Origin of the sequence: Paracoccus hibiscisoli, from assembly GCF_005048265.1 — a bacterium.
Lineage (GTDB): Bacteria > Pseudomonadota > Alphaproteobacteria > Rhodobacterales > Rhodobacteraceae > Paracoccus > Paracoccus hibiscisoli.
Genome location: NZ_SUNH01000021.1, coordinates 51856 through 76490, shown reverse-complemented (window position 1 = coordinate 76490; position 24635 = coordinate 51856). Strand labels below are relative to the sequence as shown.

Annotated in this window: 25 protein-coding genes, 1 other RNA gene and 1 pseudogene; 15 read left to right on the top strand and 12 right to left on the bottom strand. The window is 67.0% G+C overall.

Translation table 11 applies throughout. The features are described from left to right. The 4 genes and pseudogenes from FA740_RS14800 to ssrA all read right to left on the bottom strand — a co-directional run. Positions 1-136: transposase (locus FA740_RS14800; protein ID WP_169306252.1), on the bottom strand; the 136-nt coding region annotated here is incomplete at its 3' end. 1214 nt (positions 137-1350) lie between these two features. Beyond that, a pseudogene (locus tag FA740_RS14795) lies at positions 1351-2465 on the bottom strand (IS3 family transposase). A gap of 296 nt (positions 2466-2761) precedes the next feature. Then, positions 2762-4228 carry a methyl-accepting chemotaxis protein gene (locus FA740_RS14790; protein WP_136857540.1) on the bottom strand — a complete coding sequence of 489 codons (1467 nt, stop codon included), beginning with the start codon at positions 4226-4228 and terminating at the stop codon, positions 2762-2764. Between the two features lie 98 nt (positions 4229-4326). After that, positions 4327-4683, bottom strand: a transfer-messenger RNA (tmRNA) gene (gene ssrA / locus FA740_RS14785). A gap of 63 nt (positions 4684-4746) precedes the next feature. Here ssrA and FA740_RS14780 point away from each other — a divergent pair. Beyond that, positions 4747-5007, top strand: a complete 261-nt coding sequence (locus FA740_RS14780) for a PepSY domain-containing protein (protein ID WP_211243718.1) — start codon at positions 4747-4749, stop codon at positions 5005-5007. A gap of 48 nt (positions 5008-5055) precedes the next feature. On the opposite strand, the gene FA740_RS14775 is transcribed toward FA740_RS14780, so the two are convergent. The 4 genes from FA740_RS14775 to ectA are packed head-to-tail and all read right to left on the bottom strand — an operon-like array spanning position 5056 to position 8760. Further along, positions 5056-6474, bottom strand: a complete 1419-nt coding sequence (locus FA740_RS14775; protein ID WP_136857539.1) for an aspartate kinase — start codon at positions 6472-6474, stop codon at positions 5056-5058. Between the two features lie 3 nt (positions 6475-6477). Continuing rightward, entirely contained in the window at positions 6478-6867 is a 390-nt protein-coding gene (locus FA740_RS14770; protein ID WP_136857538.1) for an ectoine synthase, read from the bottom strand. Positions 6868-6871: 4 nt separating this feature from the next. Next, positions 6872-8167 carry a diaminobutyrate--2-oxoglutarate transaminase gene (gene ectB, locus FA740_RS14765; protein WP_136857537.1) on the bottom strand — a complete coding sequence of 432 codons (1296 nt, stop codon included), beginning with the start codon at positions 8165-8167 and terminating at the stop codon, positions 6872-6874. Positions 8168-8223: 56 nt separating this feature from the next. Further along, positions 8224-8760 (bottom strand): diaminobutyrate acetyltransferase, encoded by a 537-nt coding sequence (gene ectA / locus FA740_RS14760; RefSeq protein ID WP_136857536.1) that lies wholly within the window; start codon positions 8758-8760, stop codon positions 8224-8226. Between the two features lie 208 nt (positions 8761-8968). Here ectA and FA740_RS14755 point away from each other — a divergent pair, with 208 nt between their 5' ends. Further along, positions 8969-9472 (top strand): MarR family winged helix-turn-helix transcriptional regulator, encoded by a 504-nt coding sequence (locus FA740_RS14755; RefSeq protein WP_136857535.1) that lies wholly within the window; start codon positions 8969-8971, stop codon positions 9470-9472. 3 nt (positions 9473-9475) lie between these two features. Here the strand turns inward: FA740_RS14755 and gndA are convergent, their stop codons facing one another. From gndA to FA740_RS14740, 3 genes are all read right to left on the bottom strand, one after another. After that, entirely contained in the window at positions 9476-10876 is a 1401-nt protein-coding gene (gene gndA / locus FA740_RS14750) for an NADP-dependent phosphogluconate dehydrogenase (RefSeq protein WP_136857534.1), read from the bottom strand. 59 nt (positions 10877-10935) lie between these two features. Then, positions 10936-11379, bottom strand: a complete 444-nt coding sequence (locus FA740_RS14745; RefSeq protein ID WP_136857533.1) for a PaaI family thioesterase — start codon at positions 11377-11379, stop codon at positions 10936-10938. A gap of 138 nt (positions 11380-11517) precedes the next feature. After that, positions 11518-12060 carry a biotin transporter BioY gene (locus FA740_RS14740; protein ID WP_136857532.1) on the bottom strand — a complete coding sequence of 181 codons (543 nt, stop codon included), beginning with the start codon at positions 12058-12060 and terminating at the stop codon, positions 11518-11520. Positions 12061-12465: 405 nt separating this feature from the next. Here FA740_RS14740 and FA740_RS14735 point away from each other — a divergent pair, with 405 nt between their 5' ends. The 9 genes from FA740_RS14735 (at position 12466) to FA740_RS14695 (ending at position 20499) form a co-directional block, all read left to right on the top strand. Then, on the top strand, positions 12466-14754 hold the full coding sequence (locus FA740_RS14735) for a putative monovalent cation/H+ antiporter subunit A (RefSeq protein WP_136857531.1): 2289 nt from the start codon (positions 12466-12468) through the stop codon (positions 14752-14754). A 1-nt stretch (position 14755) separates the two neighbouring features. Continuing rightward, on the top strand, positions 14756-15172 hold the full coding sequence (locus tag FA740_RS14730; protein WP_136857530.1) for an MnhB domain-containing protein: 417 nt from the start codon (positions 14756-14758) through the stop codon (positions 15170-15172). Position 15173: 1 nt separating this feature from the next. Beyond that, complete coding sequence (locus tag FA740_RS14725; protein ID WP_136857529.1) at positions 15174-15608, top strand: Na+/H+ antiporter subunit C; 435 nt, start codon at positions 15174-15176, stop codon at positions 15606-15608. Continuing rightward, positions 15605-17104, top strand: coding sequence for a Na+/H+ antiporter subunit D (locus FA740_RS14720; RefSeq protein WP_136857528.1), 1500 nt, complete (start codon positions 15605-15607; stop codon positions 17102-17104). The genes FA740_RS14725 and FA740_RS14720 overlap by 4 nt, the downstream gene beginning before the upstream one ends. Then, positions 17101-17577, top strand: a complete 477-nt coding sequence (locus tag FA740_RS14715; RefSeq protein WP_136857527.1) for a Na+/H+ antiporter subunit E — start codon at positions 17101-17103, stop codon at positions 17575-17577. The genes FA740_RS14720 and FA740_RS14715 overlap by 4 nt, the downstream gene beginning before the upstream one ends. 4 nt (positions 17578-17581) lie before the next feature. Continuing rightward, positions 17582-17872: an MrpF/PhaF family protein gene (locus tag FA740_RS14710; RefSeq protein ID WP_136857526.1), complete on the top strand. Its 291-nt coding sequence runs from the start codon at positions 17582-17584 to the stop codon at positions 17870-17872. Further along, the gene (gene mnhG / locus FA740_RS14705) at positions 17869-18228 is read left to right on the top strand and encodes a monovalent cation/H(+) antiporter subunit G (protein ID WP_136857525.1); all 360 of its coding nucleotides are present in this window, start codon (positions 17869-17871) and stop codon (positions 18226-18228) included. Before FA740_RS14710 ends, mnhG begins: the two co-directional genes overlap by 4 nt. A gap of 113 nt (positions 18229-18341) precedes the next feature. After that, positions 18342-19511 carry a ribonuclease D gene (gene rnd / locus FA740_RS14700; RefSeq protein ID WP_136857546.1) on the top strand — a complete coding sequence of 390 codons (1170 nt, stop codon included), beginning with the start codon at positions 18342-18344 and terminating at the stop codon, positions 19509-19511. Positions 19512-19515: 4 nt separating this feature from the next. Next, entirely contained in the window at positions 19516-20499 is a 984-nt protein-coding gene (locus tag FA740_RS14695) for a GNAT family N-acetyltransferase (protein ID WP_136857524.1), read from the top strand. Here FA740_RS14695 and FA740_RS14690 read toward each other — a convergent pair. Next, the gene (locus FA740_RS14690; protein ID WP_246053659.1) at positions 20492-21274 is read right to left on the bottom strand and encodes a PAS domain-containing protein; all 783 of its coding nucleotides are present in this window, start codon (positions 21272-21274) and stop codon (positions 20492-20494) included. The genes FA740_RS14695 and FA740_RS14690 overlap by 8 nt on opposite strands. Before the next feature lie 212 nt (positions 21275-21486). Here FA740_RS14690 and gmk point away from each other — a divergent pair, with 212 nt between their 5' ends. The 4 genes from gmk (at position 21487) to rpiA (ending at position 24635) form a co-directional block, all read left to right on the top strand. Further along, positions 21487-22116, top strand: a complete 630-nt coding sequence (gene gmk, locus FA740_RS14685; RefSeq protein ID WP_211243720.1) for a guanylate kinase — start codon at positions 21487-21489, stop codon at positions 22114-22116. Further along, a complete protein-coding gene (locus FA740_RS14680) occupies positions 22116-22649 on the top strand; it encodes a gamma carbonic anhydrase family protein (RefSeq protein WP_211243717.1) in 534 nt (177 codons plus the stop codon). Before gmk ends, FA740_RS14680 begins: the two co-directional genes overlap by 1 nt. Then, positions 22650-23765: a sensor histidine kinase gene (locus tag FA740_RS14675; RefSeq protein WP_246053658.1), complete on the top strand. Its 1116-nt coding sequence runs from the start codon at positions 22650-22652 to the stop codon at positions 23763-23765. It begins immediately after the preceding gene. Positions 23766-23885: 120 nt separating this feature from the next. Next, positions 23886-24635, top strand: a complete 750-nt coding sequence (gene rpiA / locus FA740_RS14670) for a ribose-5-phosphate isomerase RpiA (RefSeq protein WP_136857521.1) — start codon at positions 23886-23888, stop codon at positions 24633-24635.

Genomic DNA, 24635 nt, shown 5'->3' with positions numbered 1-24635 from the left:
CGCGCCATGGGGCACCGGTGCGAGCGATCCAGAATATCCCATCAAGAACAAGGCGGTGGTTGGTCGGTTTGCGCCCGTTCGGCGCACGGACCGCCAGGATAAACCGTTCAAAGAACGCCCATTCCTCATCCGACATCAGGTCTCGTGCCAAGCTGGTCTCGATCGCAGATACCAGCTTGAATCATGCCCGCACCGCGATGTGAATCCCTTTTGTCAACACGAGCTAAGGTGTTCTCCTGATGCCTATCCTTTCAATCTAGTCCATCGGCTGATGGGGCTAACCGGCAAGATACCAGACGCCGCCACGGGTGGACCAAGATGCATTCTTTGATCACCAACGGCGAGGCGTTGGCCACGTCATGCCTTGATCGCGTTTCAGCTTACGGCAAAAGCGATGTGACAAGCTACGATCATCGCGCCCTCACAAGCGTCCATCTAGTAGAAACAGAAGAGCCTTCGTTCTCATACGGACCTTCCGGGTAAGGTCATGTGCAGTGCTGAAGGCCTTTTGTCGGCTGTTCCCTCGACCCTGCGGTAGCGCCAGCAAGCGGTTGACTTCTCCGAGTAGCGAGAGGTCGTGTCTGGATCCTGAAGGAGTATTGGGGCAGATACGAGGACGGCTGGAAGGCAGCGTGCCATTTCCACCCAGCACAATGCGTTCATGTTACCTGCGGCCCTGATGGTCAGTGGAGCCAGAGCCAAGTGCATCGGGTGCTCGATCAAGGGATCTCCTCGGCACTCTGGTCTCTCTGCATGTGGGGACCCGCACGCTTCCGTACGGCGAACCTTTGTGCTGGCTCATGGTGCTACGGCTGCTTTTGACACGGTTTCCTCAGCTGATCGCGGGTTGCCCGATGCGACGGCGTCATTGGTGAAAATGGGCGCTGCGTCTTGCATAGGGTGATCGGCGAGGATCTCTATGGTCGAACCTGTAGCGCTCTGCAAAAAGGGATGGCAGTTCCCCCCACGCATCCCTTACGCAATGCAGCCTTTTTGGCCCGCGACGCAGAGAGCGTGAATTGCGACGGATCATGGATACCATGCTGACCAGCGGGCGTTCCCGAGTGGGCCCGAAGGTTCCGCTGTGGCGGGGTAACCAAGAGGGTCAGGTAATCTCTGGCGCGGACGACGGCGATATTGCCACGCCGATTAATAGTGCTGCTGGTAAAGGCCGGTGACTCCGAGATGGAGTGCATGATCGCGTCTATCACAGACAGAGGCGCAGGCGTCCGCATACGCTCTGCACGTTGACGTTGCCCCCTCCGCCTCATCCAGTCTGAGGTAGACTCCGCCCCAACCTGCGCTGCTCCCCAACCTTGGACCGCCGGATGCTGGAGTTTTCCGGCTTTATCATGGCGACGGGCTGGTTGCGCCGCCAGGATAATGTAGGGCGATCGGTACGTTATATCGGACCGCGCTGTGGGGTCGGTTCTGGTTGTAGTGTCTACGCCAATCCTCCATTTTTTTCCTGCGCGTCTGCAAGGCTCATGAACCAGTGGGCGTTCAGTCATTCGGACCGAAGTTTGCTGTTGAACGCCTCGATGAAGCCGTTGTCTGTCGGCTTTCCAGGGCGTGAGAAGTCCAGGGTGACATCGTTGGCATAAGCTCACAGGTCGAGATCGCGAGAGATAAATTCGCTGCCATTGTCGACCCGGATTGTCCTGGGGTAGCCGACCTGGGCACAGACCCGTTCCAGGGTCCGGACCACATCCTCGCCGCGGTAGGTGAAGCGCGGGTCGGCCGCTGGACAGAAACGGGAATGCGTATCCTCGATCGTCAGGATCCGCAGCTTGTTGCCCAGGGCGAGTTGGTCATGAACAAAATCCATGGCCCAGACATCGTTCGGCCTGACAGCCTCCTGGCGATCATCGCGCAGCTTGGCCTTCACCCGCCGTTTCGGGTTCTTGTTCTTGAGCTGCAGACCCAAGTCATTGTAAATCCTTCGGGTCTTCTTGATGTTCACCGGTCATCCCTCGCGTCGCAGCAAGACGTGGACACGCCGATAGCCGTAGCGCACCCGCGTTTCGCAGATTTCCCTGATCCGTCTCTCGACGGCCGCCTGATCGGTGCGCCGGGACTTGTAGTGGAAGGTGGAGGTGTCGAACCGCAGGGCCCCACAAGCCCTGCGTATCGACGCGCCCCAATCGATGCACATCCCGTGAACCAGCTCGCGCATCCGCTCAGGCCTCAGAGCTTTCGGCGGATGACGTGCCTCACAACATCTCCTGGTCGAGCGTCAGGTTCGCCACGATCTTCTTGAGCCGACTATTCTCGACCTCAAGCGCCTTCAGCCGGCGCATCTCGTCCGGCAGCAGGCCACCATACCGTTTCTTCCAGTTGAAGTAGGTCGCCTGGTTGATCCCGGCCTTTCGGCAGATCTCCGCAACCGGCGTGCCTTCCTCGCCTTGCTTCAGGATGAACGCCTTCTGCGCTTCTTCACCGTCTCGCCATTGCGTACTGAGCAGCCAAGCAGGACCTTTCAGTACCACACCCTGACCGAGGCTGCCGGACTGCGTCCCGCACCAACCCGTCCAGGCCTCAGGCACGGGGCAAGCTTGATTGCATCGCTGGTTAACGGGGATTACCGCAGGGCGTGCATGCACGACGGCAGGATCAAGAAGATGGGCGCGGCGAAGCTGCTGATCATTCTGCTGTAGCGGTCTGCTATCCGATTGGTGGGCGCGCTTGACCATCAGGGCTATGCAGCGGGTCGGTGGCGGTCGGATGGCCCGGTCGGGGCCATCCGTCGAACCATGTCCTGTCAGACAGCCATCCGCAGCGGCGGAGAACTGACGCGGGCTGGATGGTCGGCCATTGTGAAGCTGCCCACCAGCCGTGTCAGGTCCTTGACCTCGGCGTTCAGAAGACTGCTGGTCGCATTGGCCTGTTCGACCATGGCGGCGTTCTGCTGGGTCACGTCATCCAGGTAGCGAACCGCGCTGTTGATCTCGGAGATGCTGAGGGACTGGCGTTGCGCGGTGCTGGCCATCTCGGTCACCGTTCCCTCGATCTCGTCAAAGACCGAGATGATGTCGGTCAGCGCCTGGTGGGTGGCCCCGACCAGCGACACGCCATGGGTGGTCTGCTGGACGCTGCGGTCGATCAGCGTCTGGATCGTGCGCACGGCCTCGGCCGAACGCTGCGCCAGGGCGCGGACCTCGGCGGCGACGACGGCGAAGCCGCGGCCCGCATCTCCGGCGCGGGCGGCCTCGACGCCGGCGTTCAGGGCCAGGAGGTTGGTCTGGAAGGCGATCTCGCTGATGACGCCGATGATCTGGCCCATCTCTCCGGCGCTGGCGGACACGTCGGCCATGGCGGTGCGGGTCTGGTCCATGATCTGGCTGCCATGGGCTGCGACCTGGCGGGCGCGGGCGGCCATCTCCTCTGCCTGGCGGCTGCGGGTCGCGGAATCGCGGACGGCTTCGGTCATCTCGTTCAGCGCGGCGGCGGTCTGTTCCAGGCTGGCGGCCTGCTGTTCGGTGCGCCGGGCCAGATCGTCCGAGGCCGCCGCGATCTCTCCGGTGCCGTTGCCGATCTGGCCGGCCGAATGGCGGACCGACCCCATGATGTCGGCCAGCCGCTCGACCGTGTCGTTGAACCGCGTGCGCGCCGACAGGACCGGGTCCAGCCGGGTGGTCAGATCGCCCTCGGCCAGACGGCCCAATGCCGTGGACAGGGCCTCGAACGCCTGCTGCTGCGCATCCTCGACCTCCTTGCGGCGTCCGTCGATCTGTTCCAGATAGGTCGAGACCGACAGGTCGATATCCAGCAGCGCCGCACGGATCAGCGCCGAGATGTCGGCGGCCAGGCGCGCGCGGCTGGCGGCGGTCACCGTGCGGCGGTCGCGCAGCAGGTCGCGCACCACGTGGTCCAGGACCAGCCCGTACCCGCCGATGTACCAGCGCGGCTCAAGCCCGATGCGGGCATGGACCGCCCCGATGCGGCGCACGGCCTGGCCATAGTCATCGCCATAATTCGCGGCCATGAGCCGGGACCAGTGGCGGGCCTGGCTGTCGCGGGCGCTTTCGGTATGGGCGGTGTCGCGGAAATGCTGGCGCAGGACGGGGGTGGCGGAGACCTTGGTGTAAAACTGTGCAAGGGCGGGGCCGACGCTAGCATTGACCTGAGGGGCCAGTGCCCTCAGCCGCGCCTGTGTTTCTGCGTCAAGACCCAGGAAATCCAGTCTCGCCTCGAGCTGGATGGGGTCGTTGGTCTGGGGGTCGGTCACCGCTTGATCCTTTCACGTGCCGCTGGCGAACGTGCAAAGGCTATCCCACAGACGTTAAGGGACCCTGAATTCCCGACGAACCTGTTCAAATAAGGTAAGGTGCAGGATTCTGTTGCCAGGCTCCTGCGGGCCCCGCCTTACGCTGCTAGGCGCAAGGGCTTAGGTTTCGATCTTGCGGACTGCTTACGCAGCCAGCGCGACCGGAGCACGGTTGTCATTGGCAACTGTACGTTTTGCACCGATAACGGTAGTAGCTCACCGAGACAAAGCATAACCCCTTTAGACGTTCGTCGATCCTGTTTCGACCCCATTCGCCCCCAATGAAGGGTTGTTTGGTGGAGTCGCCGGGTACCGCCCCCGGGTCCGATCCGCTTATTACGAGCGCGTTTATGTCCATAGTCGGAATTGCTTCCGACCCCTTCAACATAGGGTAGGGGATCGCGCTTCGCAAGGCCCGGAACCCGGGGCGCGTGGGGCGGGTTGAACAGCCACAGCGATTCGCAACAAGAGGATTTCCCATGACGCTTCGCCCGCTGGCCGCACTGGCCCTGATGATCGCCCCGTCGGCGCTGATGGCGCAGGACGTGCCCCCCGCGGATTCCAAGCCGCTCTCCGAGATTCTGGCCGGGATCGAGGCCGATCTGGGCACGGATCTGGGCCATTTCGACGAGGTGGACTGGGACGATGACGGCTATTACGACATCGAATACCGCACCTCCGACAACCGCGAGGTGCGCGTGCGCATCGACCCGGTGACCGGAGAGGCCATCCAGCGCTGAACCCGCACACCATTGTAAAAAGGGCGCCCCCGGGGGCGCCCTTTTTCGTCACGCGGCGGTGGACAGCTGGACCGTCCGGTCCTCGACCAGGGCCGCGTGCAGGGCGGTGATGGTGCCCGCCAGTGCGTCGCGTTCGACGATGAACTGTACATCCACGGCGCGCGGACCCTGGGTCGCGCCCATCGCCTCCAGCCCCGCAGCGGCCAGCGCGTTCAGCCCGCGGCTGAGCACCGCCAGGCCGTCCAGATCGCGCCCGATCGCCGCCGCCATCGCCACCGCCCGCGACGACACGCAGGCCGAGGGATAGCGGTCGTTCAGATCCTTTTCGACCCGGCGCAGCACCTTGAGGCTGCTGTCGACGTAATGCGTGATCGTGTTGGCGTTCGACACCTTGCTGACGATACGGACCTTGTGGCGGGTCAGCACCTCCAGGATGGCCGCGTCATAGCCCTTGGCGCCGACCATGTCCTGTTCGAACAGCTCCAGCGCAAAGACGTTCAGGCCGGTCACGATCTCGACCGCGGGCGCGGTGGCGGGCTGGTCGTCGATCAGCGTGCCGGGGTCGTCGGGCTCGAAGGCGTTGGTCACGCGCAGCGGCACGCCCGATTGGCGCAGCGTCTTGGCGGCCTTGGGGTGAATCGCCTCCATCCCCATGTTCGACAGCTGGTCGGCGACGTCGTAATTCGTCCGCCCCAGCTTGCGCACCGCATCCGTGCCGACCAGACGGGGATCGGCCGAGGACAGGTGGAATTCCTTGTGGATGATCGCCTCGCGCGCGCCGGTCAGGGCGGCCAGGCGTGAAAACGTCACCTCGGAATAGCCCCGGTCGAATTCGCGCATCAGCCCCTCGCGGCACTGGGCATAGCCGGTGACGATGGGCATCTCAGTCTGCGGATCGACGCCGGCCATGGCGCCGCTGATCCGCTGTTCCAAGGTCAGGTCGTCGGTGTCGCGCCAGCCCGACAGGTCGACAAAGCGCGCCTGGACGCCCGCGCGCTGCAGCATCAGCGTGGTGACAAAGGCGGAATGCGCCTCGCCCAGGCCGGACAGCAGCTCTCGGGTGTGCAGCATGTGTTCGGCCAGCCGGAAATGCCCGTAGGAGCACAGCCGCTGCAGGTCGATCAGGCAGTTCTGTGCGCCCACCAGACGGTCGCGGACAAAGGCATCCGCACGCTCCAGATCGCCGGGATGGTCCAGCACGACGCGATGCGCGTCGGTCATGGCCTGGCGCGCGCGGTCCAGCGCGGCCAGCCAGCCGTGATCCTCCTCGCCGCTGGCGAAGGCCGCATAGACGCCGGGTTCGCCCGACTTCTTGTGCTCCAGCAGCAGGTCGGTGATGCCGCCAAAGGCCGACACCACAAAGATGCGGCCATAGGGATGCGCGGGGTCCGCGATCAGCAGCGTGTCGCGCAGCTCATGGACCCGCGACATCGAGGTGCCGCCGATCTTCTCGACTGTGTGGCTCATGGCTCAGCCCGTCCCTGCGGGGGCGTAGCTGCCATCCTCGCGGTGGACCTCGGTGCCGGTCACGGGCGGGTTGAAGCAGCAGGCCATGACCAGCGTCTCCTCGGCGCGCAGCGTGTGGTGGTCGTGCTGGTCCAGCGCATACATCACGCCGGGGGTGATCTGATGCGTCTCGCCGGTCGCCAGATCGGTGATCGAGCCCTTGCCCGAGATGCAGTAAACGCTCTCGAAATGGTGCTTGTAGTGGAAGGTGTGTTCGGAATTCGCGGCCAGGGTGGTGATGTGGAACGAGAACCCCATCCCGTCATCGGCCAGCAGCATGCGCACCGAATTCCAGTGCTTGTCCGACACCGAGCGGTCGGTGTCCTTCAACTTGTAGAAATCACGAACGATCATGGGCTTACTCCGCAGCAATTTTGGTGGTGGACAGCACGTCGCGGGCGGCATCCAGCAGGATGTCAAAGCCGCGCGACAGCAGTGCATCGGGCGTGGTCAGGGGGGCCAGCACCTTGACGACCTGATCCTCGTTCCCCGAGGTCTCGATGATCAGACCGCCCTGAAAGGCGCGCTTGCAGATGGCGCCGGCCAGCTCTCCGGTGCCGACATCGACGCCGCGCATCAAGCCGCGCCCCTTGAGATAAGCGCCGGGGATCAGGCTGGCCAGCTCGGTCAGGCGCGTCTCGATCAAGGCGGCGCGGCGGGACAGATCGGCCTCAAAGGCGCTGTCGGCCCAGAACTTCTCGATCGCGACGCGTGCGGTGACAAAGGCGTGGGTGTTGCCGCGGAACGTGCCGTTATGCTCGGCGGGGCCGAACACGTCATGCTGAGGGCGCACCAGAACCAGCGCCATGGGCAGGCCGAACCCCGACACCGATTTCGCCATCGGCACCAGATCGGGCATCACGCCCATCTCCTCAAAGGAAAAGAACTTGCCGGTGCGGCCGCAACCCGCCTGGATGTCATCCAGGATCAGCAGCGCGCCGTGGCGCTTGGCGATATCGGCCACCGCGCGCACGAATTCGGCCGATGCGGCGTTCAGGCCGCCTTCGCCCTGCACGGTCTCCAGCATAATCGCGGCGGGGGCGTCGATGCCGCCCGAATTGTCCGACAGCATCTGGTCCAGCAGGGCCGCGCTGTCCAACCCGTCGGCATAGTTGTCATAGGGCACGCGGGTGACGCCCTGCGTCTCCATCCCCGCGCCGCCGCGGTGATAGCCGTTGCCGGTCGCCGCCAGCGCGCCCATCGTGACGCCGTGAAAGCCGTTGGTGAAGGCCACGATATTCGTGCGGCCCGTAGATTTGCGGGCGATCTTCATCGCCGCCTCGACCGCGTTCGCACCGGTGGGGCCGGTGAACATGACGCGGTGATCCATGCCGCGCGGGGCCAGGATGTGGCTTTCGAACGCGTCCAGGAAGGCGGCCTTGGCGGTGGTGTGCAGGTCCAGGCCATGCGCGATGCCGTCCGCGGTCAGATGCGCGATCAGCGCGGCCTTCATGTCCGGGTCGTTGTGGCCATAGTTCAGCGACGAACAGCCGGCCAGGAAATCGATATGCTCGGCCCCGTCGGCGCCGCGCATGATCGACCCGCTGGCCGAGGCAAAGACCGTGGGAATCCCCCGGCAATAAGACCGTGCCGCGCTTTCGCGGCGTTCGAAGATGGCGGTGTCGGAGGTGTGGATCGTCATGTCTTTGGGCATGAGATGTCCTTTCGCACGATGTGCGTTGTCAGAATGCTTAGATGGATGAACCAAGATCAGGCGGCGCGCGCGTGGATCGCGTCGGCGGGCAGGGTGATCGTGACCATGTGCTCGGTCGCATGGCGACCGTCGAAATGCGCGTGGCGCGTATAGTGGGGGTCGTCGCTGAGCTGTCCGCCCAGATGCCGCGCCAGGCTGCGGAACAGACCCCAGGAGGCGTCGTTGTCCCGGGTGATGGTGGTGTTCAGGCAGCGGGCCGTGGCGCAGTCGGGGCGGCCCAGCAGATGGGTCAGCATGCGCCGCCCCAGCCCCAGACCGCGCGCCGCCGGGCTGACGGCGACCTGCCAGATGAACAGCGCGTCCTCGTTCGGGATCATGTGACCCGAGATCCAGCCCACGATCTGACCGTTGCGTTCCGCCACCACGCAGGTGTCGCGGAAATGGTCGGCCTGCACCAGGTTGCAGTACATCGAATTCTCGTCCAGCGGCTTGCACTGCCGGACCAGGTCCCAGATGGCGGCGCCATCGGTCGGGTCGGGCTTGCGAAAGGTCAGCGGGTCGTGTCGCGCGATGTCCTGCACATCCTTGGGCATGGGGGCGTGGTCCTCAATTGCTTCGGGTGTCTAACTAAACGAAACGGGCCATGGTTTCAACCGTTCACGGGTTTTCCTGCGCAAGGTCAGCCAAGTGACCAAGATCACAGCGAAAAACCCGTGGGGGGCGCACGGTTTCGTGACCGCGAAGGTTCGCGAGGCAAAATGTCGTTGCCCAGGTCCGGGGTGGGGTGGCATAGAATCGGGCATGAGCAGCACCCCCGCCACCCACCGCGCCGATGCGGCCCTGATCGCCCTGCGCCGCATCCTGCGCGCGACCGAGCAATATGAGCGCGACCTGGCGCAGGCCGTGGGCCTGACCCCGGCCAAGCTGCGGGTGCTGCAGATCCTGTCGGCCCATGACGACCGCCGCGCCAGCCCGACCCAACTGGCCGCCCGGATGGGCGTCAGCCAGGCCACGGTGACGGCGCTGGTCGATCAGCTGGACAAGCTGGGCCTGACGGAACGCCAGCGCTCCAGCACGGACCGCCGCCAGCTGCATGTGCTGCTGACGGATGCCGGGCTGACCGCGCTGCGCGAGGCGCCCGATGCGCTGCAGCAGCATTTCGTGACCGGGTTCCACGCCCTGCATGATTGGGAACAGGCGATGCTGGTCGCATCGCTGGAGCGGGTGGCGGCGATGCTGAATGCCCAGGGCATCGACGCATCGCCGGTCCTGACCCTGGGCGACATCAGCCGCCCGCGCGGCTGAGCCTCAGGCCTGGCGGCCCCAGGGGCCGTGGCTGTCGTCGATGCCGTCCAGCCGCTGGAACCCGTGCGCGCCAAAGAAGTCGCGCTGTGCCTGGATCATGTTCGCCGTGCCGCGCGCCGTGCGCATCATGTCGAACCACATCAACCCCGATGCCAGGGCGGGCAGGGCATGGCCCGCCGCGATCCCCTGCGACACGACCTGGCGCAGCGCGGGAATGGCGCGTTCGATCAGGTCGGCGAAGAAGGGCGCCATGATCAGGTTGCGCGCCGGATCGTCGGCCAGCGCATCGGCCATGTCGTTCAGCATGGTCGAGCGGATGATGCAGCCCGCCCGCCAGACGCGCGCGATCTGGGGCAGGTCCAGCGTCCAGCCGAACCGCTCGGACGCGCCGGCGATCATGGTAAAGCCCTGCGCATAGCACAGGATCTTGCCCGCGATCAGCGCCTGTTCCAGCGCGTCGGCCTCCAGCGACAGGGGGCCGGGGGCCGCGCCGAAACGGGCCTGTCCGGCCTGGCGTTCGTCCAGGCGGGCGCTGACGTTGCGCGCCATCACGGCGGCCTCGATCACGGGGATGGGGGCTGACAGGTGCTGGGCCTCGATGGCGGTCCAGCGGCCGGTGCCCTTCTGGCCCGCGCGGTCCAGGATGACGTCGGGCATGGCCGCGCCCGTATGCGGATCGCGCGCCGCGGTCACCTTGGCCGAGATCTCGATCAGGTAGCTGGATAGCGTGCCCTCGTTCCAGCGGGCAAAGATGTCGGAAATCGCCTGGGCCTCCAGGCCCATGCCGTCGCGCATCAGGCCATAGACCTCGGCGATCATCTGCATGTCGGCATATTCGATGCCGTTATGGACCATCTTGACGAAATGGCCCGCGCCCGCATCGCCCATGCGCGCGGCGCAGGGGGTGCCGTCATCGGCCCGCGCGGCGATCGCGGTCATCACCGGGGCCACGCGGTCCCAATCAGCCGCCTCGCCGCCGCCCATGATGGCGGGGCCGTGGCGCGCGCCCTCCTCTCCGCCCGACACACCCATGCCGAGGAAGCGGAACGGCAGCCCGGCCTCGTCCCGGCGGTTGGTGTCGTGGAAATCGGCATTGCCCGCGTCGATGACCAGATCGTCCGGCCCCAGCAGCGGCGCCAGCGCGTCCAGCTGGGCGTCCACGGCCTCTCCGGCGGGGACCATCAGGATGATCGCGCGGGGCGGGGTGATCGCCTGGACCAGCGCCTCCAGCGTGTCGGTCGCGATGACGCGGGGGGCCAGCTCGCCCGCCGTTTCGGCAAAGCGGTGCGTGACCTCGGTCGTGCGGTTCCACACCGCGATGGGAAAGCCCTTTTCCGCGATGTTCAGCGCCAGCGCCGCCCCCATCGTCCCCAGCCCGATCAACCCGATCTGTGCCTGTGCCATCGCGTCCCCTTTTCCTCCGGCGAATGTTGGGGGCTGTTTACGCTAACGATCCGGGGGTGTCACGAGGGCGCGCGCAGCGCCACGCCGATCAGCGTCTGCAGCCCGGTGGCCACATGGACGCGCGCCCCGTCCCGCAGGGCATGGACATCCAGCTGGCACACGCTGAGCGTGCGGCCCGATTTCACCACCCGTCCCGTCGCCTCCAGCGCCTCGCCCTGCGCGGGGTTCAGCAGGTTCAGCTTGAATTCGGTGGTCAGCACGTCCTGGCCTTCGGGAAACAGCGTCAGCGCGGCATAGCCCCCGGCGCTGTCGGCCAGGGCGGCGGTGCCGCCTGCGTGGAAATAGCCCATCTGCTGCGTCAGCTGGGGGCGGAAGGGCAGGCGCAGGACCACCTCTCCGGGGCGGATCGCGGCGATCTCGGCGCCCAGGTGGCGCATCAGGCCCTGGGCGCGAAAGCTGTCCTCGATGCGGGCGATGGTCTGGGGGGAAAGCGGTGGCGTCATGGCGGTCCTCCTGCGCGGCGTCGGGCCAGTCTGGCCCTGGGCGCAGCGCGGGGAAAGCCCGCATCTGCGCCGCCTGCGCAGGATCGGACAGCAAGACGGGGCCCGCAAAGGCCCCGTGCCGTCAGTCTGGTCGCCGGATCAGCGGCGGCGGGTGATGGCCTGCAGCGCCAGCGCGCCGACCGCGATCTTGACCATGTCGCCTAGGATGAAGGGCGCGACGCCCACGGCCAGCAGCCGGTCTGCGGGCACAAAGGCCGACAACCAGATCAGGCCGGGCACATAGATGGCGACGGTGCCCGCGATCATCGCGACGGCCCGCATCCCCAGGCCGCGACCCTGCGCCAGCGCGCCGGTCACGACCATGGACAGCGCCATGCCGATCAGAAAGCCGGTCGTCGGCCCGGCCAGATAGGCCAGCCCCAAACCGCGCTCGGGCGAGCCTGCAAAGACCGGCAGCCCGGCCAGGCCCGCCGCCATATAGGCCCCCATCGCCGCCAGGCCGAGGCGTGGCCCCAGACCGGCGGCGATCACCAGCACCGCCAGCGTCTGCAGGGTCATGGGCACCGGCCAGAACGGCACCTGCACCTTGGCGCCAAGCGCGATCAGCGCGGCCGCGGCCAGGGTGAGGCCGGTCTTGGCGGCAAGGCTGTGACCCGCAAGGCGGTCCTGGGCGAGCTGCATGGAATGTCCCCTTCGTCGAATGTCGCGAATCAGCGGCGGATCGTTCCGCCACGTCTGGCCCCGAATGAACCGCAAGCGCGCCATCCGCACAAGTCCCCGTCGATCCCGACGCCCATTGCCCGGTGCCACAACCGCGCCCAAACGCCCGAACCGAAAGCGTTTTTTCTGACCGATACGCTCGCGACCAAATGCCGCAGATCGGGGGCTGGCGGCACTCTGCGCGCCGGGTCGGGACGAAACCGCGACTTATTTACAAGGGCGCGCGTATGCACGAGGCGACAGCGCGGCTGCGATCGGCGCTTTTCGCGCGGGACGGAGGTTTTCCTGTGCCGGGGCGGCTGTTTTCCGCCGGGAAACGGTGCTAAGACCCGACGCCAATTGCATGCCGCGACAAGGGTTCGAGACATGGCTGACGACTATCCCAAGGTGGATCGCGTGATGGGGGGGGCTGCGGGCTGGATCTCGATCGCGTTCCCGTCGATCCTGTTTTTGTATTTCCTGGGGCTGCTGCCCCAGATTGCGCTGGGGCCACAGGTCCACGGCATCGACTGGGTGCCGTCTCTGGGCATCAACCTGTCGGTGCTGCTGGACGGCCTGTCGATGACCTTCGTGCTGCTGATCACCGGGATCGGCGCCGCGGTCACGCTGTATTCGGCGCGCTATCTGGGCCAGCATCCCGATTATCCGCGGTTCGTCAGCTATCTGCTGATGTTCATGGTGGGCATGCTGGGGCTGGTGCTGGCCGACAACCTGATCATGCTGTTCGTGTTCTGGGAGATCACGACCATCGCCTCCTACCTGCTGATCGGCTTTAACGCCGACAGCGCCAAGTCGCGGCGTTCGGCGCTGCAGGCGCTGCTGGTGACGGGGACGGGCGGGCTGATCCTGCTGGGCGGGATGATCGTGCTGGGCAATGTCGCGGGCACCTTCCAGCTGTCCGAGATCCTGACTCAGGGCGACATGCTGCGCGCGCATCCCTGGTATCTGGCGATCCTGCTGCTGTTCCTGGCGGGGACCTTCACCAAATCGGCGCAGGTGCCGTTCCATTTCTGGCTGCCCAACGCGATGGCCGCGCCGACGCCCGTGTCGGCCTATCTGCACAGCGCGACGATGGTCAAGGCGGGCATCTTCCTGATGGCGCGCATGAACCCCGCCCTGGGCGGGACGGATGCGTGGTTCTGGATCCTGACGCTGTTCGGGGGCGTGACGGCGGTCTTTGCCTCGGTCATGGCGATGCGCCAGACCGACATCAAGCAGGTGCTGGCCTATACCACGCTGATGGCGCTTGGCACGCTGACGATGTTCCTGGGGGCGGGCACGCATTACGCGATCATGGCGGCGATGCTGTTCCTGGTGGTGCATTCGCTCTACAAGGCGGCGCTGTTCCTGATGATCGGCATCGTGGACCATGCCACCGGCACCCGCGAGGCGGGCGTGCTGGGCGGCCTGTCCAAGGCGATGCCGCTGACCGGTCTGGCGGCAGCCCTGGCCGCGATCAGCATGGCGGGCATCCCGCCCATGGTCGGCTTTATCGGCAAGGAATTCATGTACAAGGCCGGTCTGGGCCTGGAGGGGTTCGGCGCGTTCTGGGTCACGATCATGGCCTTTGCTGCATCCGTCATGATGTTCGCGGTCGGCGGCATCGTCGCGCTGAAGCCCTTCCGGGGCGATCTGCGCCCGACCCCCACCGAGCCGCATGAGGGCCCCTGGCCGATGCTGGCCGGGCCGCTGGTCCTGGGCGCGCTGTCGCTGATCTTCGGTCTGGTGCCGGGCGTGCTGGGCTATTACCTGGTCGGCCCCGCCACCCATGCCGTCTTCGGAGAGGTCCGCGAGGTGCATCTGTACCTGTGGGGCGGCGTCAACATGGCGCTGATCCTGTCGCTGCTGACCTTCCTGGCGGGCTGGCTGGTCTATCGCCGGCACGAGGCCATCCGCACCCGCCTGGCCGCCTTCGAGGCGCGCAACCCCGTCGATTTCGATGCGGGCTGGGACCGGCTGCTGGAGGGGTTCAAGGCCTTTGCCGCCTGGCAGACGCGCCTGATCCAGAACGGCAGCCTGCAGCGCTATATGGCGGTGACATTTGGCACCTTCGTTGTGCTGGTGGGCGGCACCTATCTGATCAAGGGCGCATTCCGGTCGGGCCTCAGCCTGACGACCGAGGGCATCCATCCCGTGCAATGGGCCGTGCTGGGCCTGATCGCGGCGGGCGCGATGCTGACGGTCTGGACCCACAGCCGCATGACCGCCGTGGCGGCCATGGGGGTGACGGGCATCGGCGTCGCGCTGATCTTCATCATGTTCAGCGCGCCCGACGTGGCCATCACCCAGCTGCTGGTCGAGGTTCTGGTCGTCGTGCTGGTCAGCGTCGTGATGCTGCGGCTGCCCTATCTGCCGCGCCGCTCCAAGGCGACCTTCCGCGCCGGTCACGCGATGATCGCGGGCGGCATGGGTCTGGTGACGACCTTCCTGATGATCTCGGTGCTGGCCACCGATTTCGACCGTCGCCTGACGACCTTCTTCGAGGCGGCCTCCTATCCCGAGGCCTATGGCCGCAACATCGTCAACGTGATCCTGGTCGATTTCCGCGCCCTGGACACCTTTGGCGAGGTCACCGTCGTCGCCATCGCGGCCATCGCGGCATTCGCGCTGCTGCGCGGCATGTCCACCCGCCGCAAGCCCGAGGAGGAGAGCTGAGATGCAGTCGCTGATCCTGACGACCACTACGCGCCTGCTGGCGGCCCTGCTGCTGATGTTCTCGATCTATGCGCTGCTGCGCGGGCACAACCTGCCTGGCGGCGGCTTCATCGGCGGGCTGATCGGGGCGACCGCGTTCATCCTCTATACCATCGCGACCTCGGTCGACGAGGCGCGTGCGGCGCTGCGGATCGACCCGTCGAACCTGGCCATCCTGGGCGTGGGCGTCGCGGCGCTGGCGGGCCTGGGCGCGGGTTTCGCGGGCGATCCGTTCTTCACCGGACAGTGGCTGTTCCTGTTTCAGGACGGCGACAGCTATATCCCGTTGTCCACCGTTCTGGTTTTCGATATCGGAGTCTACATGGCTGTCTTTGGCGGCATCCTGACCCTGGTCTTTGCCATGGAACAGGAGATCTGACGTGGAACTGCTGCTTGCCATCACCATCGGGGTGCTTGTGTCCACCTCGGTCTATCTGATGCTGGACCGCAATGTGCTGCGGTTCCTGTTCGGGCTGGTCCTGCTGTCGAACGCGGTCAACCTGCTGATCTTCACCGGCGGCCGGTTGACCGCGGGCGCGCCGCCGCTGATCGACGCGGGCGAATACGCGCCCACCGGCGTCGTCGCCAACGCGCTGCCGCAGGCGCTGGTCCTGACCGCCATCGTCATCGGCTTTGGCCTGCTGGCCTTCACGCTGGCGCTGGTCTACCGGACCTACATGACCCTGGGCACCGTCAACAGCGACGAGATGCGCGTGGCCGAACCTGCCGACGAATCCAAGCTGGATACCGGCAGGCTGGGCATGGGCAAGGCCAACCCCGCCAAACCCGCCACCGGGCAGGAGGCCGGGATATGAGCTGGCTTCTTGTCTATCCGATCATCATCCCGCTGCTGACGGGCGTGCTGGCCTATCTGTTCCGCAACAGCCCGGCCGGGCGCTGGATCTCGGTCGCGGGGACGGTCGCGCTGCTGATGGCGTCGATCATGCTGATGGCCGAGGTGCTGGAGCAGGGCGTCGTCGCAGCCCAGATGTCGAACTGGCAGGCGCCCTTCGGCATCACGCTGGTCGCCGACCTGCTGGGCGGGGTGATGGTCGTCATCACCGCCATCACGGGCCTTGCCACCGTGATCTACACCCTGTCGGAAATCCCCGAGCGAATGGAGCGTCTGGGCTTTCACGCCCTGCTGCAGATGCTGATGGTCGGCGTCGTCGGCGCCTTCCTGACGGGCGACCTGTTCAACCTCTATGTCTGGTTCGAGGTCATGCTGATCTCCAGCTTTGGCCTGCTGGTCCTGGGCGGCACGCGCGAACAGCTGGACGGGGGCATCAAATACGTGATGCTGAACCTGGTCTCGACCATCATGTTCCTGGCGGGCATCGGTTTGCTTTATGGCCTGACCGGCACGCTGAACATGGCCGACCTGCACCTGGCCGTGCGCGGGGTCGAGAATACCGGCCTGCTGACCACCATCGCGGTGATGTTCATGGTGGCCTTTGGCGTCAAGGCGGCGATGTTCCCGCTGTTCTTCTGGCTGCCCGCCTCCTATCACACGCCGCCCGTCGCGGTGTCGGCGATCTTTGCGGGCCTGCTGACCAAGGTGGGCGTCTATGCGCTGATCCGCATGTTCACGCTGATCTTTGATCAGGACGTGGCCTTCACCCACACCATCCTGCTGTGGCTGGCGGTGGTGACCATGGTCACGGGCGTTCTGGGCGCGGCCGCGATGAACGATTTCCGCCGCATCCTGTCGTTCCACATCATCAGCCAGATCGGCTACATGGTGCTGGGCCTGGCGCTGTACACGCCCCTGGGCCTGATGGGCGCGGTCTTCTATCTGGTCCACCACATCATCGTGAAGGCCAACCTGTTCTTTGTCGCGGGCGTGGCAAAGCGCATCGCCGGATCGACCGATCTGGCGCGCATCGGCGGCCTTTACGCCCATGCGCCGCTGCTGGCCTTCCTGTTCCTGATCCCGGCCTTCTCTCTGGCGGGCTTTCCGCCGCTGTCGGGGTTCTGGGCGAAATATGTCGTGGTCAAGGCCGCGCTGGACCTTGAGATGTGGTTCGTCGCGGGCGTGGCATTGGGGGTGGGCCTGCTGACGATCTTCTCGATGACCAAGATCTGGGGCTCGGCCTTCTGGCCCGCGCATCCCGACGGGATCAAGCCGCGCCTGTCGGACCTTCCCACCTTCGACCGGGTGGCGCTGATGCTGCCCATCGTCGCGCTGGCCGCACTGACCTGCCTGATCGGCCTCTTCCCCGAGCCCTTCGTGCAGTTCGCCGAACGCTCGGCCAACCAGCTGCTTGATCCGACCGATTACGTCACGACCGTTCTAGGGGTGCAGCCATGAACCTCTTTGCCATCAACATGGTGCTGGCCTTTGCCTGGGTCGCGCTGACCGGCAGCCTGACCCTGGGCGGGCTTCTGACCGGGTTCCTGGTGGGTCTGGCCGCGATGTGGCTGGTGCGCCCGCTGTTTCCGGAAACCGGCCGCTATTTCCTGCGGCTGTATTATTGGGCGCGGCTGATCGTGATGTTCGTCTATGAGCTGGTGGTCAGCTCGCTGCCGGTGGTGGCGGACGTGTTCACGCCGGGGCAGGCGTCCAACCCGGCCCTGATCGCGGTGCCGATCACGGTCACGACCGACCTGCAGATCACGCTGCTGGCCAATTTCATCTCGCTGACGCCGGGCACCCTCAGCCTGGACGTCTCCGAGGACCGCAAGATGCTGTATATCCACGCGATGTTCGGCGAAGACCCCGATGCGATCCGCGCGCAGATCCGCGACCGCTTCGAGGTCTGGGTGCGCGAGGCGACGGAGTAGGACCATGACAATCCTGGATTATGCAATTCTGTTCGGTTTCGCCCTGGTCATCCTGGGCGTGACCTTCGCGGCCATCCGGCTGGTGCGCGGGCCCACGCTGGCCGACCGCATCGTCGCGCTGGACGTGATGACGGTGCAGCTTGTCTCGTTCGGCGGGCTGGCGGCTCTGCAATCGCGCAGCGCGGGCTTTCTGGACGTGGCGGTCGTTCTGGCGCTGGTGGGCTTTCTGGCGACCGTGTGCCTGGCCCGTTATCTGGAACGCCGCATCCTGCTCAAGGCGGAGGAGCTGACATGATCGGAGAGCTTGTCGTATCGTTTTTCGTCATCTCCGGCGGGATCTTTGCGGTGGCTGCGGGCCTGGGCGTGCTGCGCCTGCCGGACCTGCTGACGCGGATGCATGCCTCGACCAAGGCGGGCACTTTGGGGTCGGGGCTGATCCTGGTCGCCGTGGCCATCGCCTTTGCCGAGGGCACGGTGATCGCCCGCGCGGTGGCGGCCATCCTGTTCCTGCTGTTGACGGCGCCGGTCGCGGCGCATCTGATCGGCCGCGCGGCGTTCCGGACCGGGGTGCCCATGGTCGACCGCACCGTCTGCGAGGATGGCGTGGCCGAAGCCCTGCGCAAGCGCCCGCCCGAGCAGCCGCCCGAATGACCGGACGGCCCCGGCGCCGGGCGTCGGGGCTTTTCATCACGGGCGCGTGGGCGTATTGCTGGGCCGGGGGGCGGACGAACCGCCCGAGCTGAAAGAGCCGCATGAGCCAGGACATTCCGACCATCACCCGCACCGAAGACCTTGCCCGTTTCTGCGAGGCCGCGAAATCCCACCCTTACGTCACGATCGACACCGAATTCCTGCGGGAACGGACCTATTGGTCCAAGCTGTGCCTGATCCAGCTGGCCGTGCCGCCCGCATCGACGGCCAAGACCCCCGGGGGCGAGGCCGTGCTGGTCGACCCCATGGCCGAGGGGCTGTCGCTGGAGTCGCTTTACGACCTGTTCCGCCACGAGGCGACGGTCAAGGTGTTCCACGCCGCGCGGCAGGATCTTGAAATCTTTTTCCACGACGCGCAGATCTTTCCGACGCCTTTGTTCGACACCCAGGTCGCGGCCATGGTCTGCGGCTTTGGCGAACAGGTCGGATACGAGACGCTGGTGCGCAAGATCGCACGGGCCGATCTGGACAAGTCGTCGCGCTTTACCGACTGGTCGCGCCGGCCGCTGTCGGATGCGCAGGCGGCCTATGCGCTGGCCGATGTGACCCATCTGCGGGTGATCTATGAATTCTTGGCGGCCGAGCTGAAAAAGACCGGCCGCGACGCCTGGCTGGCCGAGGAGCTGTCGGTCCTGACCGACCCCGAGACCTATATCACCCGCCCCGAAGAGGCCTGGATGAAGGTGCGCACCCGCACCAATTCGCCGCGTTTCCTGGCCATCCTGCGCGAGCTGGCGCGGTTCCGCGAGGCCTATGCCCAGGAACGCGACATCCCCCGGTCGCGGGTCTACAAGGACGATGCGATGATCGAGCTGGCCTCGACCAAGCCGCTGACCGAGGCTGATCTGGGCAAGTCGCGCCTGCTGCTACGCGAGGCGCGGCGGGGCGACATCGCCAACGGCATTCTGGCCGCGGTCAAGGCGGGCATGGAGTCCAAGGACCTGCCCCAGCCCAAGGGCGAGGAGCCGGGCAAGCCCGGCAATGCCGCGCTGTCGGACCTGTTGCGCGTGCTGCTCAAGGCCAAGGCCGATGCGGCGGGCGTCGCGCCAAAGCTGATCGCGTCGTCTTCCGAGCTGGACGCCATCGCCACCGGCAGCCGCGATCTGCCCGCGCTGCAGGGCTGGCGGGCCGAGGTCTTTGGCCAGGACGCCCTGCGCCTGGCTGCCGGAGAGATCGCGCTGTCGGCCAAGGGCGGCGCGGTCAAGGTCGTTCCGGTCGCCTGAGCCCATGCACCCCCCGGTCGCCCTGACGCGCCCCTGGCCCGAGGATGCCGACGACATCGCGGCGGCCATGGCCGATTGGGACGTCGTGCGCTGGCTGACCACGCTGCCCTGGCCCTATGGCGTGGATGATGCCCGCGATTTCGTGGCCGGGGCGGGTCTGGACGAACATGCCGTGCGGCAGGGGGACCGGCTGGTCGGCATGGTCCAGGCGGGCCGCGTCTTTGGCATCTGGATCACGCCGGACCGGCAGGGGCAGGGCATCGGTCGCCGCGCCGGGGTGCTGGCCCTGTCGCGGCTGTTCCTGTCGGGCGCAGCCGAGGTTCAGGCGCATTGTCTGGTCGGCAACGACCGCTCGGCCCGGCTGCTGGACTGGCTGGGGTTTCGTCCCTGCGGGCGGGTGACGCTGTCGTCGCGGCCCTTGGCGCGGGAGGTGCAGGCCGACCGCCTGACCCTGGACCGCGCCGGGTTCGAGGCCCGCCACGCCATCGCTCTGACGACGCCGCGCCTGCGCATCGATGCGGTCACGCCTGCGGACCTGCCCGCGCTGCACCGGATCGTCACCCGGCCTGCGGTCGCGCGGATGCTGTTGCGCTATCACCCCGCGATGACGGTGGATGAGGCCGCGCCGCTGCTGCTGCAATCGGCGCGGGTGCCGCCGCTTCGCCTGGCGGTGCGGCACGAGGGGCAGATCATCGGATCGGTCAGTCTGATCGAGGGCACGCCGCCCCACCTGACATATTTCCTGGACCCCGATCATGCGGGGCAGGGCTTCGGACAGGAGATGGTGTCCGCCGTCTTTGACGAGATCGTGGTCCGCCTGGCCCCATCCGAAATCGTGGCCGAAGTGTTTCTGGACAACCCGGCATCGCGCAAGATCGTCAAGAACCTGGGGTTCCGGCGTGACGAAGATGCCTGGATCACATCGCGCGGCCGCGATGCCCCGGCTCAGGCCGCGCGGTATCGCTGGCGGGCGGGCCTGCTCAGCTAGAGCGGTCGCGGTCGTCCGTGACGGGCTGGATCACGCGGAACAGGGCGCGCCGTTCCTCGGGCGTCTCGGCCTGCGGGAAACCGCGCAGCGGGGGCGGCGGCGTCGGGGCGCGCGGTTCGTTCCGTTTGGCGAAATCGGCCATACCCTCGGCGAAACCGATGGTCGAGGGGGACGGCGCCAAGGTCGTGCCGCCGTCGATGATGGGGATGACCTCGTCATCGACCAGGTCGAACCGGCGGGGTGGAATGCCCGTATCGCCCTCTGCCACCAGGCAGCCCAAGGCACGCGTCACGTCGCCCAGATCCGACCGCAGCGGCAGCAGCAGCATCTGCCCCGCCAATTGCGGGCGGGCATAGTCCGACCGACCATGCAGCGTCAGCCGCGCGATCTGGGGCGCCTTGAACACGCTTTCCAGCACGTCCGAGAACCGCCCGCGAGAGGTCGTGTTCAGAAAGGCGCAGATCGGCATGCCGCGCACCTCCATCCCCATCAGGTCGATCAGGTGCCGGCCCGCCAGACGCAGACGACCGGCCCCCGGCGCGATCCGCTCCAGGATGAAGGCATAATCCAGCGTGCGGGCGATGCCGCGCGGATCGACATCCGAACGGGCGGGAATGGCGCGCCCCTTGCGGATGCTGTTCCAGTATTCGCGCATCTCTCTCAGGACGCGGTCGGGCTGACAGGTGTCGTAATCCTGCAGCCGCACGACCCGGCCGGGGCCATCCTGCGGGGATTGACCCGGTTTGATCTCTGATCCGTCTTCCCGGTCCGACACGATCGACCCTTTACTAAACCCCGGCGCTGCCGGTCACTGCTCGCAACGCCACCATAACGCCATCGGATGCCACACGCCGAGTCATATTATGAACGAATGGTTAAGATGCCCTGGTTCGGGCAGGGGCGCGGCCCCCTTGACCCCCGCGCCCGACCGGGGCATCCCGATGCGCAACGGCAACCGCAGCAGACGCGAGGGAACACGTGGCCATGATCGACCGCACCGGCCTGATGGTCATCCTGTCATCGCCTTCGGGGGCGGGAAAATCGACACTGGCGCGACGGCTGATGGAGTGGGATGCGGGCCTGCGCTTTTCGGTGTCGGCCACCACGCGCGCGCCGCGCCCCGGAGAGGTGGACGGCGTCGATTACCATTTCACCTCGCGCGCGGGGTTCGAGCAGATGGTCGCGGACGGGCAGATGCTGGAACATGCCGAGGTGTTCGGCAACCTTTACGGCAGCCCGCGCGGCCCGGTCGAACAGGCGATGCTGGCCGGGCGCGACACGCTGTTCGACGTGGACTGGCAGGGGGGACAGCAGATCCGCGCCTCGGCCCTGGGGCGTCATGTCGTGTCGATCTTTGTGCTGCCCCCCTCGCTGCCCGAGCTGGAGCGGCGGCTGCGCGGGCGGGGCCAGGACAGCGACGCGGTCATTGCGGGTCGCATGGAAAAAAGCCGGTCCGAGATCAGCCACTGGGCCGAATACGATTACGTCCTGGTCAACGATGACCTGGACGAGACCGAGGCCCGGATGCGCGCCATCCTGACCGCCGAACGCCTGCGCCGCGACCGACAGTCGGGCCTGGGCGGTTTCGTGCGCGCCCTGATGGCCGAGGAGGCGTGATGATCTGGGCGCTGGACGGGATCGAGCCGCAGATCGACCCCGATGCCTGGGTGGCGCCGGATGCGCAGGTGATGGGGCGGGTGACGCTGGCTGCGGGCGCGTCCGTGTGGTTCGGCGCCGTGCTGCGCGGCGATACCGAGATGATCACGGTCGGGCCGGGCAGCAATGTCCAGGACCTGTGCTGCCTGCATACCGATCCGGGCCATCCGCTGATGATCGGGACCGATTGCACCATCGGGCATCGCGCGATCCTGCATGGCTGCCGGATCGGGGACGGGGCGCTGGTGGGGATGGGCGCGACCATCCTGAACGGCGCGGTGATCGGGGCGGGGGCGCTGATCGGTGCCGGCGCGCTGATCCCCGAGGGCAAGGTGATCCCCGAGGGCGCGCTGGTCATGGGTGCGCCGGGCCGGGTCGTGCGGATGCTGGACGGCGATGCGGTGGCGGGGCTGCGCGCCTCGGCCGCGCGCTATCGGGCCAATGCGGCGCGGTTCCGGGCGGGGTTGCGGCCCATCAGCGGGGCGGGGACCTAGATGGCCGGTCCGGTCGCGGGGGCCATGCGGCGGGTGGCCGGTCTGCTGGACGGCGTGCCGGTGCCGATGCTGGCGGTCGATCGCGACGCCCGCGTGATCGCGGCCAATGCGCTGGCGCTGGCGCTGTTCGGGCCGGATCTGGAGGGGCGGCCCTTTGTCACCGTTTTGCGCCACCCGGCGGTCGTGCAGGCGGTGGATTGGGTGCTGGACCCCGAGGGCACGCCCGCGCCGATCGCGGACCCGGCGCTGCCCGCGCCTGCGGGGGTGATCACGCTGCGCGCGCCCTGCACCGCCGATGGCCGCGAGATCCTGGCCGAGGTGACCGTCGCCCCTCTGCCCAGCCTGTTCGGGCGCGGCGCGACCATCGCCGTGCAGGACCGCAGCGTGGCCGAGGAGGCCGAGCAGATGCGCCGCGATTTCGTGGCCAATGTCAGCCACGAGCTGAAGACCCCCCTGACCGCCATGACCGGCTTTATCGAGACGCTGCGCGGTCCCGCCCGCGACGATGCGCGCGCCCGCGACCGGTTCCTGGACATCATGGAGCGCGAGGCGGGCCGCATGAACCGCCTGATCAGCGAGCTGCTGTCGCTGAGCCGGGTGCAGGCCGAGGAACGCTCGCGCCCTTCGGGGCTGGTCGATCTGCCTGGGCTGCTGCGGGGCATCCTGGCGATGCTGGCCCCGCGCGCCGAGGCTGCGGGCGTCGAGGTCGTGACCGAGGGGCTGGACCGTGCCCTGCGGGTGCCGGGCGATGGCGACCAGCTGACGCAGGTGTTCCAGAACCTGATCGAGAACGCGCTGAAATACGGCGCCGCGGGCGGGGTCATGCGGGTCACGTTGGCGCGCATCGCGCATGAGCCGCTGTTGCGCGGCCCGGCCTGGGCGGTCACCGTCGAGGATCGCGGCGACGGCATCGAGGAACAGCACCTGCCCCGCCTGACCGAGCGGTTCTACCGCGTGGACACGCATCGCGCCCGCGCGCAGGGCGGCACCGGGCTGGGCCTGGCGATCGTCAAGCATATCGTGAACCGCCATCGCGGCCGCCTGCGCATCGAAAGCCGCGTGGGCGAGGGCAGCCGGTTCACCGTGATCCTGCCCGAGGGGCTGGCGCGCGGCTGAGGCGCTGTATAGTCCGAAAACCCCAGCAAAGCGGTCGTCGCAATGCGGCTGCCCCCTCGCCCTTCGGGTGCGGGTGCCTTATAAGCGGGCCCAAGCGGGTTTTTGCGAAGGAATGTCGTCATGGCGCTTACACAGGCCGATCCGGCCAAGCTGGCCGCCGCGCGGGCCGCGGTGGCCCTGGTCGAGGACGGGATGAGGCTGGGTCTGGGCACCGGCTCGACCGCCAGCGTGATGGTGCGGGTGCTGGCCGAGCGGGTCGCGGCCGAGGGCCTGTCGCTGCGCTGCGCCGCCACGTCGAAGGCCACCGCCGATCTGGCCCAGAGCCTGGGTCTGGCGGTCGAGAGCCTGGACGATATCGGCTGGCTGGACATGACCATCGACGGCGCCGACGAGGTCGACCCGCATCTGCACCTGATCAAGGGCGGCGGGGCCGCGCATCTGCGCGAAAAGGTCGTGGCCGCCGCCAGCGACCGCATGGTCGTGATCGCCGATCCCGGCAAGGTGGTCGAGGTGCTGGGCGCCTTTCCCCTGCCGGTCGAGGTGCTGGAATTCGGCTTCGAGACGACGCGCAAGCTGATCCGCCGCGCCCTGGAGGCGCTGGAGCTGGGCGATCATGACGTGCTGCAGCGCCTGCGCGGCAGCGACGCGGTGGTGACGGATGAGGGCAACCTGATCCTGGACCTGCATCTGGGCGCGATCCCCGATCCGGTGGCGCTGGCGCGCGCGCTGTCGGGCATTCCCGGCGTGGTCGAACACGGCCTGTTCCTGGGCATGTGCGACCTGGCCATCATCGGCCGCGAGGATGGCAGCGTGGTCGAGCTGGCGCGCGACGACATCGACGCCGACATGCTGGCGCAAGAGGGGGAATGA